The sequence below is a fragment of the Fictibacillus sp. KU28468 genome (assembly GCF_026153615.1).
Classification (GTDB): domain Bacteria; phylum Bacillota; class Bacilli; order Bacillales; family Fictibacillaceae; genus Fictibacillus_C; species Fictibacillus_C marinisediminis.
On the sequence record NZ_CP110666.1, the window covers coordinates 4260511 to 4277188 of the forward strand.

Annotated in this window: 10 protein-coding genes, 9 tRNA genes and 3 rRNA genes; 2 read left to right on the plus strand and 20 right to left on the minus strand. The window is 46.3% G+C overall.

What is annotated here, in order from left to right:
* Nucleotides 1-325: 325 nt before the first annotated feature.
* The 6 genes from glmS to sigW form a co-directional block, all read right to left on the minus strand.
* Nucleotides 326-2128: a glutamine--fructose-6-phosphate transaminase (isomerizing) gene (gene glmS, locus OKX00_RS22565; protein ID WP_265408935.1), complete on the minus strand. Its 1803-nt coding sequence runs from the start codon at nucleotides 2126-2128 to the stop codon at nucleotides 326-328.
* Between the two features lie 468 nt (nucleotides 2129-2596).
* Nucleotides 2597-3937, minus strand: coding sequence for a phosphoglucosamine mutase (gene glmM, locus OKX00_RS22570; RefSeq protein WP_265408936.1), 1341 nt, complete (start codon nucleotides 3935-3937; stop codon nucleotides 2597-2599).
* Nucleotides 3938-3940: 3 nt separating this feature from the next.
* Nucleotides 3941-5362: a CdaR family protein gene (locus tag OKX00_RS22575; RefSeq protein WP_265408937.1), complete on the minus strand. Its 1422-nt coding sequence runs from the start codon at nucleotides 5360-5362 to the stop codon at nucleotides 3941-3943.
* On the minus strand, nucleotides 5346-6176 hold the full coding sequence (gene cdaA, locus OKX00_RS22580; RefSeq protein ID WP_197275530.1) for a diadenylate cyclase CdaA: 831 nt from the start codon (nucleotides 6174-6176) through the stop codon (nucleotides 5346-5348). The genes OKX00_RS22575 and cdaA overlap by 17 nt, the downstream gene beginning before the upstream one ends.
* Nucleotides 6177-6402: 226 nt before the next feature.
* Nucleotides 6403-7020 carry an anti-sigma factor family protein gene (locus OKX00_RS22585; protein WP_256227729.1) on the minus strand — a complete coding sequence of 206 codons (618 nt, stop codon included), beginning with the start codon at nucleotides 7018-7020 and terminating at the stop codon, nucleotides 6403-6405.
* Nucleotides 7021-7025: 5 nt separating this feature from the next.
* Nucleotides 7026-7601, minus strand: a complete 576-nt coding sequence (sigW, locus tag OKX00_RS22590; protein ID WP_265408938.1) for an RNA polymerase sigma factor SigW — start codon at nucleotides 7599-7601, stop codon at nucleotides 7026-7028.
* 212 nt (nucleotides 7602-7813) lie between these two features.
* Between sigW and OKX00_RS22595 the strand changes: the two genes are divergently transcribed.
* Nucleotides 7814-7981 carry an aspartyl-phosphate phosphatase Spo0E family protein gene (locus OKX00_RS22595; RefSeq protein ID WP_082316072.1) on the plus strand — a complete coding sequence of 56 codons (168 nt, stop codon included), beginning with the start codon at nucleotides 7814-7816 and terminating at the stop codon, nucleotides 7979-7981.
* A gap of 26 nt (nucleotides 7982-8007) precedes the next feature.
* Here the strand turns inward: OKX00_RS22595 and rocF are convergent, their stop codons facing one another.
* The 14 genes from rocF to OKX00_RS22665 form a co-directional block, all read right to left on the minus strand.
* On the minus strand, nucleotides 8008-8910 hold the full coding sequence (gene rocF, locus OKX00_RS22600) for an arginase (RefSeq protein ID WP_053356158.1): 903 nt from the start codon (nucleotides 8908-8910) through the stop codon (nucleotides 8008-8010).
* 248 nt (nucleotides 8911-9158) lie between these two features.
* A tRNA-Ala gene (locus tag OKX00_RS22605) sits at nucleotides 9159-9234 on the minus strand.
* Nucleotides 9235-9238: 4 nt separating this feature from the next.
* Nucleotides 9239-9312, minus strand: a tRNA-Gly gene (locus OKX00_RS22610).
* A 49-nt stretch (nucleotides 9313-9361) separates the two neighbouring features.
* Nucleotides 9362-9437: transfer RNA gene (locus tag OKX00_RS22615), tRNA-Lys, on the minus strand.
* Between the two features lie 31 nt (nucleotides 9438-9468).
* Nucleotides 9469-9552 (minus strand) — tRNA-Tyr (locus OKX00_RS22620).
* A 38-nt stretch (nucleotides 9553-9590) separates the two neighbouring features.
* A tRNA-Thr gene (locus OKX00_RS22625) sits at nucleotides 9591-9666 on the minus strand.
* A gap of 19 nt (nucleotides 9667-9685) precedes the next feature.
* Nucleotides 9686-9761: transfer RNA gene (locus OKX00_RS22630), tRNA-Val, on the minus strand.
* Nucleotides 9762-9823: 62 nt separating this feature from the next.
* Nucleotides 9824-9898 (minus strand) — tRNA-Glu (locus OKX00_RS22635).
* Nucleotides 9899-9901: 3 nt separating this feature from the next.
* Nucleotides 9902-9977, minus strand: a tRNA-Thr gene (locus OKX00_RS22640).
* 1 nt (nucleotide 9978) lies between these two features.
* A tRNA-Asn gene (locus OKX00_RS22645) sits at nucleotides 9979-10053 on the minus strand.
* Nucleotides 10054-10089: 36 nt separating this feature from the next.
* Nucleotides 10090-10205: ribosomal RNA gene (gene rrf, locus OKX00_RS22650) — 5S ribosomal RNA — on the minus strand.
* Between the two features lie 267 nt (nucleotides 10206-10472).
* A 23S ribosomal RNA gene (locus OKX00_RS22655) occupies nucleotides 10473-13410 on the minus strand.
* A 258-nt stretch (nucleotides 13411-13668) separates the two neighbouring features.
* A 16S ribosomal RNA gene (locus tag OKX00_RS22660) occupies nucleotides 13669-15218 on the minus strand.
* The 16S, 23S and 5S rRNA genes sit together here with 9 tRNA genes alongside, the layout of an rRNA operon.
* Before the next feature lie 275 nt (nucleotides 15219-15493).
* Nucleotides 15494-15712, minus strand: a complete 219-nt coding sequence (locus OKX00_RS22665) for a hypothetical protein (protein ID WP_265408939.1) — start codon at nucleotides 15710-15712, stop codon at nucleotides 15494-15496.
* 195 nt (nucleotides 15713-15907) lie between these two features.
* On the opposite strand from OKX00_RS22665, the gene pdaB reads away from it, so the two are divergent.
* Nucleotides 15908-16669, plus strand: a complete 762-nt coding sequence (pdaB, locus tag OKX00_RS22670; protein WP_265408940.1) for a polysaccharide deacetylase family sporulation protein PdaB — start codon at nucleotides 15908-15910, stop codon at nucleotides 16667-16669.
* Nucleotides 16670-16678 lie beyond the last annotated feature (9 nt).

The following is a 16678-nucleotide window of genomic DNA, read 5'->3' on the forward strand; positions in this document are numbered from 1 at the left end:
CCTTTTGATATTGACAGCCAGGGTACAACTTAGTTTTAAAAAGACATTTCTGTTGTAAGATAAAAGAGTTCTTTACTGATACTTGTCAAACTTTTTTGTTGTGCTAAACACTTGATCAAGGACATAGCCTGCTTCATAGTGGAATGCTATAAGAGTGAAATATCCAATATAATATTTCACTAAGTGCTCCATAATGAAAAAACCCCTGGAAGTTAAATTCCAAGGGTGAAAAGCACTTTATTATTCAGTAAAGGACTTCTTTATCTAGTAAAATGCTATTTTAGCGTAAAACACCAGTAAATTTCCACTGGCTTTTACTTAATACTTATTCTACTGTTACACTTTTCGCAAGATTACGCGGCTTATCAACATCACAGTCACGGTGAAGTGCTGCATAGTAAGCAATCAATTGAAGCGGTACAACAGATACGAGCGGAGTAAGGTACTCATGTACTTCAGGAAGTACGATGCGGTCGCCTTCGTCCTTCGTCGCTTCTGTACTGATCACGCAAGTTTCTGCTCCACGGGCTGCTACTTCTTTTACATTTCCGCGGATGCTCAAGTTCACGTGTTCTTGTGTAGCTAGAGCGATAACTGGCGTTCCTTCTTCAATCAAAGCAATCGTACCATGCTTAAGTTCTCCTCCTGCAAAGCCTTCTGCTTGGATATAAGAGATTTCTTTAAGCTTTAGAGAACCTTCCAAACAAACAAAGTAATCAACCGCACGGCCGATAAAGAAGGCATTGCGTGTTACTGATAGGTATTCCTGTGCTACACGATCCATGGTTTCTTTTTGGTCTGTCAATGTTTCCATTGCGTTTGCCACAATCGCAAGCTCTTGAAGCGGATTGAAATCAAGCTCGATGCCTTTTGCACGAGCAGAATCAACGGCAAGAATAGCAAGGACAGCAATTTGCGCTGTATAAGCTTTTGTTGATGCTACTGCGATTTCAGGTCCTGCATATAGGTGAAGTGTATGGTCAGCTTCCCTTGAAAGGGTAGAGCCAGGAACGTTAGTAATCGTCAACGCTTTATGGCCCAGCTTTTTCACTTCTACCAATACCGCACGGCTGTCGGCTGTTTCTCCCGATTGAGAGATAAAGATAAACAATGGCTTCTGAGAAAGAAGCGGCATGTTATAAACGAATTCACTGGCAATATGAACCTCTACAGGGATATTGGCAATGTTTTCGATCAGCTGTTTACCTACAAGTCCTGCATTGTAGCTTGTTCCGCAAGCCACGATGTAAATGCGGTCTGCACCTTTCATCGCGCTGCGAATATCGTCATCAAGCTTAAGATTGCCTTCTTCGTTTTGATACTGCTTGATGATGTTACGCATAACAAATGGCTGCTCATCAATTTCTTTCAGCATATAGTGAGGGTACGTTCCCTTTTCGATATCACTTGCATCCAATTCAGCTGTGTAAGGATCACGTGCTACTTCTTTGCCGTCCAGTGTTTTGATGGTATAGGAGTCACGTGTTACGATAACGATCTCCTCATCCATCAGTTCAACGTATTGGTCTGTTTGAGAAATCATTGCCATAGCATCACTTGCTACAACGTTAAATCCTTCTCCTACGCCGACCAATAGCGGGCTTTTATTTTTACCAACATAGATGGTGTCTGAATCTTGGTTATCGACTAACGCAATCGCGTAAGAGCCTTTAATAACAGAAAGCGCGTGGCGGAATGCTTCTTCCACGTTCTCCCCTTCGCTGACAAACTTTTCAATAAGCTGTACAACAACTTCTGTATCTGTATCACTTACGAATTCAACATTCGGTAAGTATTCTCTTTTAATATTCTCATAGTTCTCAATAACACCGTTATGCACAAGCGTAAATCGCCCTGCAGTACTTTGGTGTGGGTGAGAATTCACCTTGCTTGGCGCTCCGTGTGTTGCCCAGCGTGTATGTCCGATCCCCATTGATGTTTCAACGCTTGAGTCAACGATATCACGCAATACAGCGATTCTTCCTTTTTCTTTGAAGACTTGAACGCCGTCATTATCAACTACAGCAATACCTGCTGAGTCATAACCGCGGTACTCTAATTTTTCCAGTCCGCGAAGCAAGATTTCTTTAGCATCCTTATTCCCTACATAACCTACAATTCCGCACATTTAATATATCCTCCCTTGGGTCAGGTATAGCCCAAAATATGGGCTGGCACCTGCCTCTGTAACAGGGGGACTGTGAGCGGGGCTCACAGCCCCACCTATGTTTGATTTATTTTGTTAGCCACTGCTTTTAATTTTGTACAGGAAGTCGCCTTGCCTGTTTTATTTAAAAGCTTACGAAAGTGACTGGTTCCGAGAGGCATCCGCCGAAAAATCGATGAACCTCTTCCTCGTCAACTATTTTCTTCCGTCCGAAAATAGTTCAGGCGCTTAGGTTAATAAATTGGCCGCTCTATCCACCTTCCCGTTTCAAAGTAAATTCAAACCTAATGATATCTTGTTTCGATTTAAGCGTCAATTGGTTGCTAAGCAGCTTAATAAATATTTAATAAAATATGCATAAGCGAACCCGCTGGTGATGCGCTTATGCATAGGTTTCGTGCCTATCTTGATGAATGAGGGTGCATTTGACTAAACAAGTTCCGCCTTGACCACATCAGCTATCTGATCAGCATAGATTTGGCATTGTTCCTTCGTAGGTGCTTCGACCATGACACGCACCAACGGCTCAGTTCCCGATGGACGTACAAGTACACGCCCGTTTCCGTTCATTTCTGCTTCGACCTTCTCGATCGCAGATTGGATCGTTGTATTGCCTTCAAGCTTTGTTTTATCTACAACTCTAACGTTGATTAAAAGCTGAGGGAACTTTTTCATTTCATCCGCAAGCTCAGATAATGGCTTTTTCGTCTGCTGGACGATGCTTGCTAATTGAATAGCCGATAACATGCCATCACCCGTCGTGGTATGGTCAAGGAAAATGATATGTCCTGATTGCTCTCCGCCCAGGTTATATCCGCTCTTTCTCATTTCTTCCATTACATATCGGTCGCCGACAGCAGTCTGAACCGATTTTACTTCTCTGTCTTCAAGTCCTTTATAGAATCCAAGGTTGCTCATCACAGTGGAGACGATGGTATCGTTCTTCAGTCTTCCCTGTTCTTTTAAGTAGACGGCGCAAATAAACATGATTTGGTCGCCATCCACGATGTTCCCCTTTTCATCAATCGCAATCAGACGGTCTCCGTCCCCATCAAAGGCCAGACCCATGTCTGCTCCTTTTTCCTTGACCAGTTCAGCCAATTTTTCAGGGTGTGTGGAACCTACACCATCATTAATATTTAGACCATTTGGGCTTGTTCCCATCGTTGAGATATCGGCTTCCAGGTCGGCAAACAGATGCGGAGCCAAAGAAGATGTTGCACCGTGAGCGCAGTCGAGTGCGATATGCATACCGGAAAAATCGCCAGGGATGGTTTGTTTTAAATATTGAAGGTACTTTTGTCCGCCTTCGAAATAGTCGCCTACTGAGCCAATATCACCGCCTGAAGGGCGCGGAAGCTCGTCTTTCTCCTGATCGAGGAGAGCTTCAATCTCTGCTTCCTGCTCGTCCAAAAGCTTAAAGCCATCCGCTCCGAAAAACTTAATTCCGTTGTCAGCGACTGGGTTATGGGAAGCAGAGATCATGACACCTGCCTGAGCGCCAAGTGCATTTGTCAAGAAAGCAACGCCAGGTGTCGAGATGACACCTAAACGCAATACTTCAGCTCCCGTAGATAAAAGGCCAGCCACCAATGCTCCTTCAAGCATATGACCAGAAATTCGTGTATCTCTGCCGATCAGTACTTTTGGTTTTCGGGTTTCCTTTGTTAATACATATCCCCCAAATCGGCCAAGTTTAAAAGCTAATTCTGGTGTAAGCTCTGTATTGGCAACTCCTCTTACCCCGTCTGTTCCAAAGTATTTTCCCATGATTTAATTCTCTCCTTCAGTAATTGATTCGGTACGATCCGATTGTCCCTCTGCCTTTGATTGAGAAAAGGTTGGGTTATTGTCCGGCTTGCTGCCGGCAGTGCCGTTATTCTCGTTATTGCTGTTCTTATCCCCGCTCTGCGATGTGGTTTGGTCAGTCTGGTTATCAGAGCCAGTCTGGGTTGCCGTGGTTTCGATTTTAATTTTCGCCGTCGTAAACTCCTTTTTCATTTGAAGGTTCTTGGAGTTTGAGGCTTTTATCGAAATCGTATGCTCGCCTGGTTTCAGCTTGCTGACATCAACATATGCCCTAATATCTGAAGCCACCAATGCATCAACTGTTTTTTTGCTGCCTGTAATGGTCACATCCATCTTTCCGCTCGCAGGAGATAAGAAAGACGCCTGCTGTTCAGGAATCTCTCCCCTCATTTCAATAGGGATATCCTTAAAGGTCTTTGTTTTCACGTCATTCTCTACATCCACTTTTACTTGGACTTGTTTGGGATTTACAGCTTCTGTGCCTTTTGGAAGAGGCACATCAACGTCTATCGTTGAATCTTCTTTAATCTTGTCTAAATCTATGTCTACGCCGCTTACTTCACTGATTTTATCAAGGGCGGATGAAGGACCTGTTAACGTCACTTCTTTCGGATCCACAGTTATACCTGCCAGGGTAAGTCCGTCAGGAAGGTTGCCTTTTTCATTCAGGCTCAGCGGTACCGTTTTACTTGGTTTTGTAATAGGGACCGTAACATTGACAGACTTTGGATCAATCAGTACATCGAGCAGATTGCCTTGACTGTCGTAAGCCCGCAGCGGCACCCTTGATTCTACCTTATCCTTGGCATTCGAAACATCCACAGATGCCCGGATACTTGCAATATCCCTGATGTAATCCTCTGGACCTGTTACATACACACTCTTCGGCGAGTAGCTAAGTTTTCCGGCTTCATAACCCTCCGGCAGTTTATTCTTGTTCTTGATATCCACAGAAATCGGGATCTGCTTCGTTTGTTTTCGGTGAAGCGTTACTTCCACTTCCTGAGGTGATGGAACGGCTCTTAACCCTTCCGGAACATTCCTGATTTTCACAGGAACTTTTTTTGTACCTGGACCCATCTTTGTAAGATCGATATAGACTTCCATTCGACGGTCTACTTTTAATGCTTTCGTCAGCAGATTGGAAGACCCCGTCAGCTTGACGTCCACCGATCGGGGCAAGTCTGTAAGTACGTATTTATTTTCATCAAAAAAAGGCGTAATGGCAACCCCGCTTACTGTTTCACTCGTCTTGGAGACGGAGGTGAACAGGGATTGCCGGTCAGATTGCTGCTGGTTTTCCATGGATAGGACGGTATAAAGCATTAATGCCAAAAGAAAAGCGATAATTTTTACAAACCAATTGCTCTTAAGGAGTTTGTCCATTTTTCTTCCCCCTCCAATTCCAGCGTGATGAGGAAGCATTTCTGCCAGATACCATTAATTCCGCATTCAATAAAGCTCTCAGTGTTTCCTCATTCAGGTTGCGATGGATTTCTCCGTTCTTCGTAATCGAGATGCCACCGGTTTCTTCTGAGACAATGACAGTAATCGCATCTGTCACTTCACTTACACCGATAGCCGCTCTGTGCCTTGTACCCAGTTCTTTGGAAACAAAAGGGCTTTCGGTCAACGGAAGATAACAGCCTGCCGCAACGATCTCATTCTGCCGCAAAATAACCGCTCCGTCGTGCAGAGGCGTGTTGGGCACAAAAATATTGGTCAGCAGCTCTGATGACAATTTCGAATGAATAGGAATCCCTGTTTCCACATAATCGGTAAGACCGGTTTCTCTTTCAAACGATATGATGGCCCCAATTCGGCGCTTGGCCATATAACTGGTTGACTTAACGATCGCATCAATGGAATTTCCCATCTCCTCTTCGTCAGCTAAACCAGATCGGGAAAACAGTTTTCCCCTGCCGAGCTGCTCCAGCGCTCTCCTTAATTCAGGCTGGAAAATAATAATAATGGCCAATAATCCATATGTAATGGCTTTATCCATCAGCCAGCCCATTGTCCGCAGTTCAAAGAAACTGCTTGCAAGCCATACAGCTACAATGACCACAATTCCTTTTAAAAGCTGTACCGCCTTGGTTCCTCTTATCAGCATTATTAATTTATAAAAAACATAGGTAACCAGCAAAATATCAACGATCTGGCTGATATAGCTACCTAAACTAAAACTTCCAACAGGCAACATGACATCACTCCACTTCAGGGAACTACTCTTTCTATGTTAATGTAGTGCAACAATGATCATAATTATTCGGTATCCCTTATTATAGCATACCCCATCCGCTGCCATAAAAGTTGGAGACTGGCTGGCCGGGTGTCTTTGGCTGCGTTATAAAGTCCCGAAAAAGTAAAAAGCCAGCCATAAACAGGCGGCTTTTTAGATCTTCATATTATTTCGATACTAAATATTATTTTTGTTCCTCTCCTGTGAAGAACATTTTAAGTTTATACCAGACCCATTCAACCACTTGATGGATTTCCTGGCTGTCACCGGTTATCTGGCCCGCGGAAGCCATATATTTTTTCCCTTTGATGACGACGACATTGCCGTCAACCTTTCCTTCCACCCTCACATCGCCATTTTCTACGACCAGGTCACCTTTGACCGTTTTTCCTTTAGGAACGATAACTGTATGCGTGGATGGCTTGATCTGAACGTTATCCGAGCCGGAGACTACTGATAGTTCATTCCCCGTACTCCAATTGGCCATGACTGAACCGAACATTAAGATTAAGAATACTGCAGCCGCAGTCAGGACTGGATAACGCCTGATCCATTGAGCCGGCATCCTTTTCTTTTTCACGGCAGGAAGCTTCTTCATTACATTCTCTGTAAAATGGTCGGGAGCTACAACAGGCGCTGATTCTTTCATGTCGGAAATGATTTCCTTCAGGGCATAATAGTGCTCTCTGCAGGCTTCGCAATTTTCCAGATGTATGTTCAGCTCTTTCTGCTCCAGCTCCGTTATATCCCTATCCAGGGCTTTATCAATCAGGCTCATATATTTTTCTGTATCACATGACATTATGTTCACCTCGATTTTGCAACCTTTTTATACACCTTTTTTAACGCTTCTCTTCCCCGATGTATCCGTGTTTTGACAGTCGGAACGGGCAAATCCATAACAGAGCTGATCTCTTCAAGCGATAGATCTTCGACATACTTTAGCAGGATCGCTGTCCTGTACTTTTCCGGAAGTTTCATGATTTCCTGCTGGAGATGATCCCGCTTCTCCTTTTCCTCCGCTTCCTCTTCCGGAAGTGGATCCGCTCCTGCCACCTGGCCGTAAAGCGTTGCTCCTTCCGTTCCTGGAATTTCAGCATCCATAGAGTAATCCGGTTTCTTTTTCCGCAGTTTATCAATACACAAGTTTGTGGCGATGCGATACAGCCACGTTGAAAACTTATAGCTTCCACTGTATTTATCAATGTTTACGTAAGCGCGGACAAATGCTTCCTGAGCAAGGTCCTCCGCCTCATGGCTGTCTCCGACCATTCTGTAGCACAGCCGGTATATTTTATCTTTGTAAATTTCAACAAGACCTTCAAAAGCCTCCTGGTTCCCTGCTTTCACTTGGGTAACCAGATTATTAATTAATGAATCCATTTCAATTTTCCACCACCAGTTGCGGTTCGTATTTTTCTACGTTTAGTATTCAAAAAAGTTTCATATTCCATAAAAAATTGAGCAATTTTTATTTTAGCATGAAAACAGACAGGGATAGAGAAATGTTTTGTACAAAATTTAGAAAATGAGTTTCAATTTGGGTAAATGAGGGAATAGTGGAATTAAAGATTTTTTTTAAGGAGCGTGCACACATGGACCGCAATATCCTGCTAAGAGAAATTGAAGTTTCACGGAAAAAAATGAATGAAATGTCTAAAATTATGCCTTTAATCGCTGAAGAAATTGTTGAAATCAGCCAACACATAGATGAGCTATTAAATGAATTCCAAAAAGCAAACGTAAAAAACAGCTACTCGTAATCGAGAGCTGTTTTTTTGATTTATAATTATAATAATTTTTCGCCAAATAGTGATCCCATTAGCGCCACAGCCACTGTCGCTGTCTTGTTTCTTTCGTCAAGAATTGGATTGACCTCTACAAATTCAGCTGAAGTAATAATCTGAGACTCGGCCAGCATTTCCATCGCCAAATGGCTTTCTCTGTAGCTGATTCCACCAAGAACCGGCGTCCCTACACCCGGTGCGTCAAGCGGATCCAATCCATCAAGGTCAAGGCTTAAATGAACACCGTCCGTTTTTTTAGAAAGGTATTCAATCGTTTCCTCCATTACCTTGGTCATGCCGATCCGATCAATTTCATGCATCGTGTATACTTTAATACCGCGTTCTTTGATTAATTCTTTTTCTCCTTCATCCAATGAACGGGCACCGATAATAACAATATTTTCAGGCTTAACTTTTTGCTCATATCCTCCAATACCAGTTAAGGATTCATGCCCGATTCCCAAACTTGCTGCAAGGGGCATACCATGAATGTTTCCGCTTGGTGAAGTATCAGCGGTATTTAAGTCTCCATGAGCATCATACCAGATGACGCCAAGATTTTCGTAGTGCTTGGCAATTCCTGCAAGAGAGCCAATCGCGATACTGTGGTCTCCTCCAAAGACAAGAGGAAACCGGTTTTCCTGAATGACATTAGAAACCGTGTCTGCCAGCTTTTCACTTGCAGTTGAAACTTCTTGAAGGTTCTTAAGATTGGTGTCTATTTTTTCTTCTATTGTCCCAGGCCGGGCAATCTCTATGTCCCCGAAATCCTGGACATTATAATTTATATCTTCTAAACGTTCCACAATTCCTGCATATCGAATGGCGCTTGGCCCCATGTCAACGCCGCGCCTTGTCTGCCCTAAATCCATCGGTACTCCGATGATCGTAATATCCTTCTTCATTCTGTACGGCCTCCCCTTATGCTGTGTTTCAAAAAATTCTATAAATTCATTGTAGCCTGTCTATTCGTGTTGGTTCAACTGGACAGAAATATGCATAGATATACCGATACGTAAGCGCTTTCGAGGAGGTTGATGGATAATTATTAGGACAAAAGCACCCTCCTCTTTATTGGATCAGGAATCCTTGAAGGTTTGAAAGACATAAAAAAGCCCTTAGACATTCGTCTAAGGACAGTACTTATTATGTATGGTGGAGCCTAGCGGGATCGAACCGCTGACCTCCTGCGTGCAAGGCAGGCGCTCTCCCAGCTGAGCTAAGGCCCCATAATGGAGCGGGTGATGAGAATCGAACTCACGACCAGAGCTTGGAAGGCTCTTGTTTTACCACTAAACTACACCCGCATATTATACTTTGTAACCATTGATATCATCTTTTATTCAGAAGTTCAAATGGTGAGCCATGAAGGACTCGAACCTTCGACCCTCTGATTAAAAGTCAGATGCTCTACCGACTGAGCTAATGGCTCGTGTTGTAACATAATCTGTCGGAAATAAAGATGGTGGAGGGGGACGGATTCGAACCGCCGAACCCAAAGGAGCGGATTTACAGTCCGCCGCGTTTAGCCACTTCGCTACCCCTCCACATAAAAAAAAGGCTTCAGACATTGCTTATAAAGAAATGGTGCCGGCTAGAGGACTTGAACCCCCAACCTACTGATTACAAGTCAGTTGCTCTACCAATTGAGCTAAACCGGCCTGCCGTTGGGATAAATAATGGTGGAGGATGACGGGTTCGAACCGCCGACCCCCTGCTTGTAAGGCAGGTGCTCTCCCAGCTGAGCTAATCCTCCGTATTAATGAATGTTATTTTCTTAACGAAAAAACTTGGTTATTTTTCTTAACGAAAAAAACTTGGTGACCCGTACGGGATTCGAACCCGTGTTACCGCCGTGAAAGGGCGGTGTCTTAACCGCTTGACCAACGGGCCGACTGGAGCTTCCAACCGGGCTCGAACCGGTGACCTCTTCCTTACCATGGAAGCACTCTACCTACTGAGCTATGGAAGCATGGCTCCACAGGTAGGACTCGAACCTACGACCGATCGGTTAACAGCCGATAGCTCTACCACTGAGCTACTGTGGAATAATAAAACCACATACGAGTATGTATGAAATGATAGCCTGGCAACGTCCTACTCTTACAGGGGGAAGCCCCCAACTACCATCGGCGCTGAAGAGCTTAACTTCCGTGTTCGGTATGGGAACGGGTGTGACCTCTTCGCTATCGCCACCAGACTGTCTTTCAAAGGATGTCCTATTTTCTCAAGGACAAGTTACATTTTACAATGTATTTGCTCTTTTGACAAGAGCTTTTTTAGAAAAATGAGGTATATTCCCTCAAAACTAGATAACTTCATCCAAACTTTCACTGATGCTAACGTCCAGCTCCATGTACCATATCCTCGAGGTCGTTTCAATCCCTCCTGCGAACACCAAAAACGTGTTCTCGTCAGGATCTCCAACGCTTGTCGGATTTAAACGGTTCATACCGCTTTTGTTAATAAGGATAAGCCCTCGACCGATTAGTATCTGTCAGCTCCACGTGTCACCACGCTTCCACACCAGACCTATCAACCTCATCATCTCTAAGGGGTCTTACTCACTTGACGTGATGGGAAATCTCATCTTGAGGGGGGCTTCATGCTTAGATGCTTTCAGCACTTATCCCGTCCACACGTAGCTACCCAGCTATGCCCCTGGCGGAACAACTGGTACACCAGCGGTGTGTCCATCCCGGTCCTCTCGTACTAAGGACAGCTCCTCTCAAATTTCCTGCGCCCGCGACGGATAGGGACCGAACTGTCTCACGACGTTCTGAACCCAGCTCGCGTACCGCTTTAATGGGCGAACAGCCCAACCCTTGGGACCTACTTCAGCCCCAGGATGCGATGAGCCGACATCGAGGTGCCAAACCTCCCCGTCGATGTGGACTCTTGGGGGAGATAAGCCTGTTATCCCCAGGGTAGCTTTTATCCGTTGAGCGATGGCCCTTCCATGCGGAACCACCGGATCACTAAGCCCGACTTTCGTCCCTGCTCGACTTGTAGGTCTCGCAGTCAAGCTCCCTTGTGCCTTTACACTCTGCGAATGATTTCCAACCATTCTGAGGGAACCTTTGGGCGCCTCCGTTACAATTTAGGAGGCGACCGCCCCAGTCAAACTGCCCACCTGACACTGTCTCCGAACCGGATCACGGTTCCAGGTTAGAATTTCAATACAGTCAGGGTAGTATCCCACCGACGCCTCCATCGAAGCTGGCGCTCCGACTTCCCAGGCTCCTACCTATCCTGTACAAACTGTACCAAAATCCAATATCAAGCTGCAGTAAAGCTCCATGGGGTCTTTCCGTCCTGTCGCGGGTAACCTGCATCTTCACAGGTACTATAATTTCACCGGGTCTCTCGTTGAGACAGTATCCAAGTCGTTACACCTTTCGTGCGGGTCGGAACTTACCCGACAAGGAATTTCGCTACCTTAGGACCGTTATAGTTACGGCCGCCGTTTACTGGGGCTTCAATTCAGAGCTTCTCCCGTAAGGGATAACCCCTCCTCTTAACCTTCCAGCACCGGGCAGGTGTCAGCCCCTATACTTCGCCTTGCGGCTTCGCAGAGACCTGTGTTTTTGCTAAACAGTCGCTTGGATCTATTCACTGCGGCTCTCTCGGGCGTTAACCCTATCAGAGCACCCCTTCTCCCGAAGTTACGGGGTCATTTTGCCGAGTTCCTTAACGAGAGTTCTCCCGATCATCTTAGGATTCTCTCCTCGCCTACCTGTGTCGGTTTGCGGTACGGGCACCTCTTTCCTCACTAGAGGCTTTTCTTGGCAGTGTAGGATCAGGGACTTCGGTACTGTAATTTCCCTCGCCGTCACAGCTCAGCCTTCACGATTGCGGGATTTGCCTCACAATCAGCCTAACTGCTTAGACGCGCATTTCCAATCGCGCGCTCTCCCTACCTTCCTGCGTCCCCCCGTCGTTCAAACGGAAAGGAGGTGGTACAGGAATTTCAACCTGTTGGCCATCGCCTACGCCTTTCGGCCTCGGCTTAGGTCCCGACTAACCCTGAGCGGACGAGCCTTCCTCAGGAAACCTTAGGCTTTCGATGGACAAGATTCTCACTTGTCTTTCGCTACTCATACCGGCATTCTCACTTCAAAGCGCTCCACCAGTCCTTCCGGTCTGACTTCACCGCACTTCGAACGCTCCCCTACCACTGTACCCTAAGGTACAATCCATAGCTTCGGTGATACGTTTAGCCCCGGTACATTTTCGGCGCAGAGTCACTCGACCAGTGAGCTATTACGCACTCTTTAAATGGTGGCTGCTTCTAAGCCAACATCCTGGTTGTCTGGGCAACTCCACATCCTTTCCCACTTAACGTATACTTTGGGACCTTAGCTGATGGTCTGGGCTGTTTCCCTCTTGACTACGGATCTTATCACTCGCAGTCTGACTCCCGCGGATAAGTCTCTGGCATTCGGAGTTTGACTGAATTCGGTAACCCTGTGGGGGCCCCTAGTCCAATCAGTGCTCTACCTCCAGGACTCTAGCCGCGAGGCTAGCCCTAAAGCTATTTCGGGGAGAACCAGCTATCTCCGTGTTCGATTGGCATTTCACCCCTACCCACACCTCATCCCCGCACTTTTCAACGTGCGTGGGTTCGGGCCTCCATTCAGTGTTACCTGAACTTCACCCTGGACATGGGTAGATCACACGGTTTCGGGTCTACGACAACGTACTATGGCGCCCTGTTCAGACTCGCTTTCGCTGCGGCTCCGCCTTATCAGCTTAACCTTGCACGTTATCGTAACTCGCCGGTTCATTCTACAAAAGGCACGCTGTCACCCGTTAATGGGCTCCAACTACTTGTAGGCACACGGTTTCAGGATCTCTTTCACTCCCCTTCCGGGGTGCTTTTCACCTTTCCCTCACGGTACTGGTTCACTATCGGTCACTAGGGAGTATTTAGCCTTGGGAGATGGTCCTCCCGGATTCCGACGGGGTTTCACGTGTCCCGCCGTACTCAGGATCCACTCAGGAGGGAACGAAGTTTCAACTACAGGGCTGTTACCTTCTTTGGCTGGCCTTTCCAGACCGCTTCATCTACCCCGTTCCTTTGTAACTCCATGTTGAGTGTCCTACAACCCCAGAGGGCAAGCCCTCTGGTTTGGGCTGATTCCGTTTCGCTCGCCGCTACTCAGGAAATCGCATTTGCTTTCTCTTCCTCCGGGTACTTAGATGTTTCAGTTCCCCGGGTCTGCCTTCTCATATCCTATGTATTCAGATATGGATACCATCCCATTACGGATGGTGGGTTCCCCCATTCGGAAATCCCCGGATCAATGCTTACTTACAGCTCCCCGAGGCATATCGGTGTTCGTCCCGTCCTTCTTCGGCTCCTAGTGCCAAGGCATCCACCGTGCGCCCTTTCTAGCTTAACCTTTAACCGAATCAGCTTTTCAGCTGAATCGTTTCACATGATCGTTAGATCATGGGTCTTGCATAATCAGCGCACAACTAATGAATTAGTTGGCTTTGTTTGGATGTTTCGTTATCTAGTTTTCAAGGAACATGGTCCGTGCGCGCAAAAAAAACGCGTCACATAACCTCTATTGTTTGAAAGAAACGATGTTCTTTCAAAACCAAACAAAAGCTCAGGTAAGTTCATGAGGCTACTAAGTGCACTCATGTCTCCATAGAAAGGAGGTGATCCAGCCGCACCTTCCGATACGGCTACCTTGTTACGACTTCACCCCAATCATCTGTCCCACCTTCGGCGGCTGGCTCCTAAAAGGTTACCCCACCGACTTCGGGTGTTACAAACTCTCGTGGTGTGACGGGCGGTGTGTACAAGGCCCGGGAACGTATTCACCGCGGCATGCTGATCCGCGATTACTAGCAATTCCGGCTTCATGTAGGCGAGTTGCAGCCTACAATCCGAACTGAGAGTGGCTTTTTGGGATTGGCTCGGCCTCGCGGCTTTGCAACCCTTTGTACCACCCATTGTAGCACGTGTGTAGCCCAGGTCATAAGGGGCATGATGATTTGACGTCATCCCCACCTTCCTCCGGTTTGTCACCGGCAGTCACCTTAGAGTGCCCAACTGAATGCTGGCAACTAAGGTCAAGGGTTGCGCTCGTTGCGGGACTTAACCCAACATCTCACGACACGAGCTGACGACAACCATGCACCACCTGTCACTCTGTCCCCCGAAGGGGAAAGTCCTATCTCTAGGATGGTCAGAGGATGTCAAGACCTGGTAAGGTTCTTCGCGTTGCTTCGAATTAAACCACATGCTCCACTGCTTGTGCGGGCCCCCGTCAATTCCTTTGAGTTTCAACCTTGCGGTCGTACTCCCCAGGCGGAGTGCTTAATGTGTTAACGTCAGCACTGAGGGTGGAACCCCCCAACACCTAGCACTCATCGTTTACGGCGTGGACTACCAGGGTATCTAATCCTGTTTGCTCCCCACGCTTTCGCGCCTCAGCGTCAGTTACAGGCCAAAAAGCCGCCTTCGCCACTGGTGTTCCTCCACATCTCTACGCATTTCACCGCTACACGTGGAATTCCACTTTTCTCTCCTGCACTCAAGTTCCCCAGTTTCCAATGACCCTCCACGGTTGAGCCGTGGGCTTTCACATCAGACTTAAAGAACCGCCTGCGCGCGCTTTACGCCCAATAATTCCGGATAACGCTTGCCACCTACGTATTACCGCGGCTGCTGGCACGTAGTTAGCCGTGGCTTTCTGGTCAGGTACCGTCAAGGTACCGGCAGTTACTCCGGTACTTGTTCTTCTCTGACAACAGAGCTTTACGACCCGAAGGCCTTCATCGCTCACGCGGCGTTGCTCGGTCAGACTTTCGTCCATTGCCGAAGATTCCCTACTGCTGCCTCCCGTAGGAGTCTGGGCCGTGTCTCAGTCCCAGTGTGGCCGATCACCCTCTCAGGTCGGCTACGCATCGTCGCCTTGGTGAGCCGTTACCTCACCAACTAGCTAATGCGCCGCGGGCCCATCTGTAAGCGTCAGCACAAGGCCGACTTTCAAAAAAGAAACAGGCGTTTCTCTTTATCATCCGGTATTAGCTTCGGTTTCCCGAAGTTATCCCCGTCTTACAGGCAGGTTACCCACGTGTTACTCACCCGTCCGCCGCTAACCTCAGAGAGCAAGCTCTCTTTGGTCCGCTCGACTTGCATGTATTAGGCACGCCGCCAGCGTTCATCCTGAGCCAGGATCAAACTCTCCAATAAAGTGTTTGATATAGCTCTTAAAGTTTAAAAATTGATGGGATTATAAAATCCCTGACTTACCTGGCTTTTGTTTGGTTTTCAAAGAACAAGTTTGTGTCACTCGTTTTGGCGACTTTTATACTTTAACATTTTTGCAACTATCATGTCAACGATTATTTTGTTGATATTTTGTTGCTCATCACCGTCTCAGCAGCGACAAGGAATACTATATCACGTATCGCTTTTTAGTGTCAACACTTTATTTGAAAAAAGTGTTTGAATCCTTTTATGCCATGTTATTGGCTCTGTTTTCTTCTGCAGAAACGCGCGCATTCTGCAGGTTCGGCAAGCCTGGCAAAGAGCTTAAAGAGAACCTGGTACCTTTCTTCGATTGCAGATTTTACTATCTTATCCAGACTGTCATCTTGCAGATCAAACAAAAGCTCTTCCATTTCTTTTTTTAGAAGATATTCGAATTCCTTTGCTTCCCTGCGATTCATCATTAAGCCTATCATTGCGCCACCATAGCTTCCTTTAGTGTTTGTTTTAAGCTATCGTTCCCGCCCCCTTGTTTTCTATGTATATAAATGGCCGTTTCCTGTCTGTGGTCTATCTTGTCCTCACTGGTCATATATATTTCCTTAGGCAGACAGCTCTGGCAAACGAAAAAGAAAAAGGATCAGCTAATATACAGGATTAGGGGGGACGGTATGAAATTTTTCATGGTGGTTAACGGTAAGAAAGTGAAGCAGTATATGGTCGTTGTGTTTGCTGCCTTCTTTGCCGCTTCACTTGCATTTATGGGACAAGAGCAATTATCTGTTTTTTCATCCAAAGATGGGCCCCGGGCAATCTATAAAGGTGAAGAAAAAGGGAACAAAGTCGCGCTGACGTTTGATATCAGCTGGGGAGACAAGAGAGCTATTCCTATCTTAAACGTACTGAAAAAACAAGGAATCAAAAATTGCACCTTCTTTGTTTCTGCCGCCTGGGCGGAAAGGCATCCTGAAATTATTGAACGAATCGTAAAAGATGGGCACGAAATTGCCAGCCTCGGTTATCAATATAAGAGCTATACGGATTGGGAAGTTCCCCGAATTCGAAGAGACATCTTAATCGCACAGGAAAAAATCAAAAAGGTTTCCGGAAAAACAACGACGCTCCTTCGTCCGCCGAATGGCAATTTTGATAAACGGGTCCTTGAAGTCTCAGAAGGTACTCACCATTCTGTTGTGCATTGGAGCATCGATACGAAAGACTGGAAAAATCCCGGAGTCGAAAAGATCGTGCAAAATGCGACTGGTCACGTGAAACCTGGAGATATCCTTCTCCTGCATGCTTCTGACTCAGTCAAGCAGACACATAAAGCCCTGCCAGAAATTATCAGCAAATTAAAATCGGAAGGTTATTCGTTTGTCAGCGTTGGTGAAATGATTGCCAACACTCAGGCACAAAGCCAGGAAGTCCATTAATTCTCACAA

What these genes read in the sequence shown, in the direction of transcription:
- glmS (WP_265408935.1), bottom strand. Translation starts at nt 2,128, where the DNA reads ATGTGCGGAATTGTAGGTTATGTAGGGAATAAGGATGCTAAAGAAATC.
- glmM (WP_265408936.1), bottom strand. Translation starts at nt 3,937, where the DNA reads ATGGGAAAATACTTTGGAACAGACGGGGTAAGAGGAGTTGCCAATACA.
- OKX00_RS22575 (WP_265408937.1), bottom strand. Translation starts at nt 5,362, where the DNA reads ATGGACAAACTCCTTAAGAGCAATTGGTTTGTAAAAATTATCGCTTTT.
- OKX00_RS22585 (WP_256227729.1), bottom strand. Translation starts at nt 7,020, where the DNA reads ATGTCATGTGATACAGAAAAATATATGAGCCTGATTGATAAAGCCCTG.
- sigW (WP_265408938.1), bottom strand. Translation starts at nt 7,601, where the DNA reads ATGGATTCATTAATTAATAATCTGGTTACCCAAGTGAAAGCAGGGAAC.
- OKX00_RS22595 (WP_082316072.1), top strand. Translation starts at nt 7,814, where the DNA reads ATGGACCGCAATATCCTGCTAAGAGAAATTGAAGTTTCACGGAAAAAA.
- rocF (WP_053356158.1), bottom strand. Translation starts at nt 8,910, where the DNA reads ATGAAGAAGGATATTACGATCATCGGAGTACCGATGGATTTAGGGCAG.
- OKX00_RS22665 (WP_265408939.1), bottom strand. Translation starts at nt 15,712, where the DNA reads ATGATAGGCTTAATGATGAATCGCAGGGAAGCAAAGGAATTCGAATAT.
- pdaB (WP_265408940.1), top strand. Translation starts at nt 15,908, where the DNA reads ATGAAATTTTTCATGGTGGTTAACGGTAAGAAAGTGAAGCAGTATATG.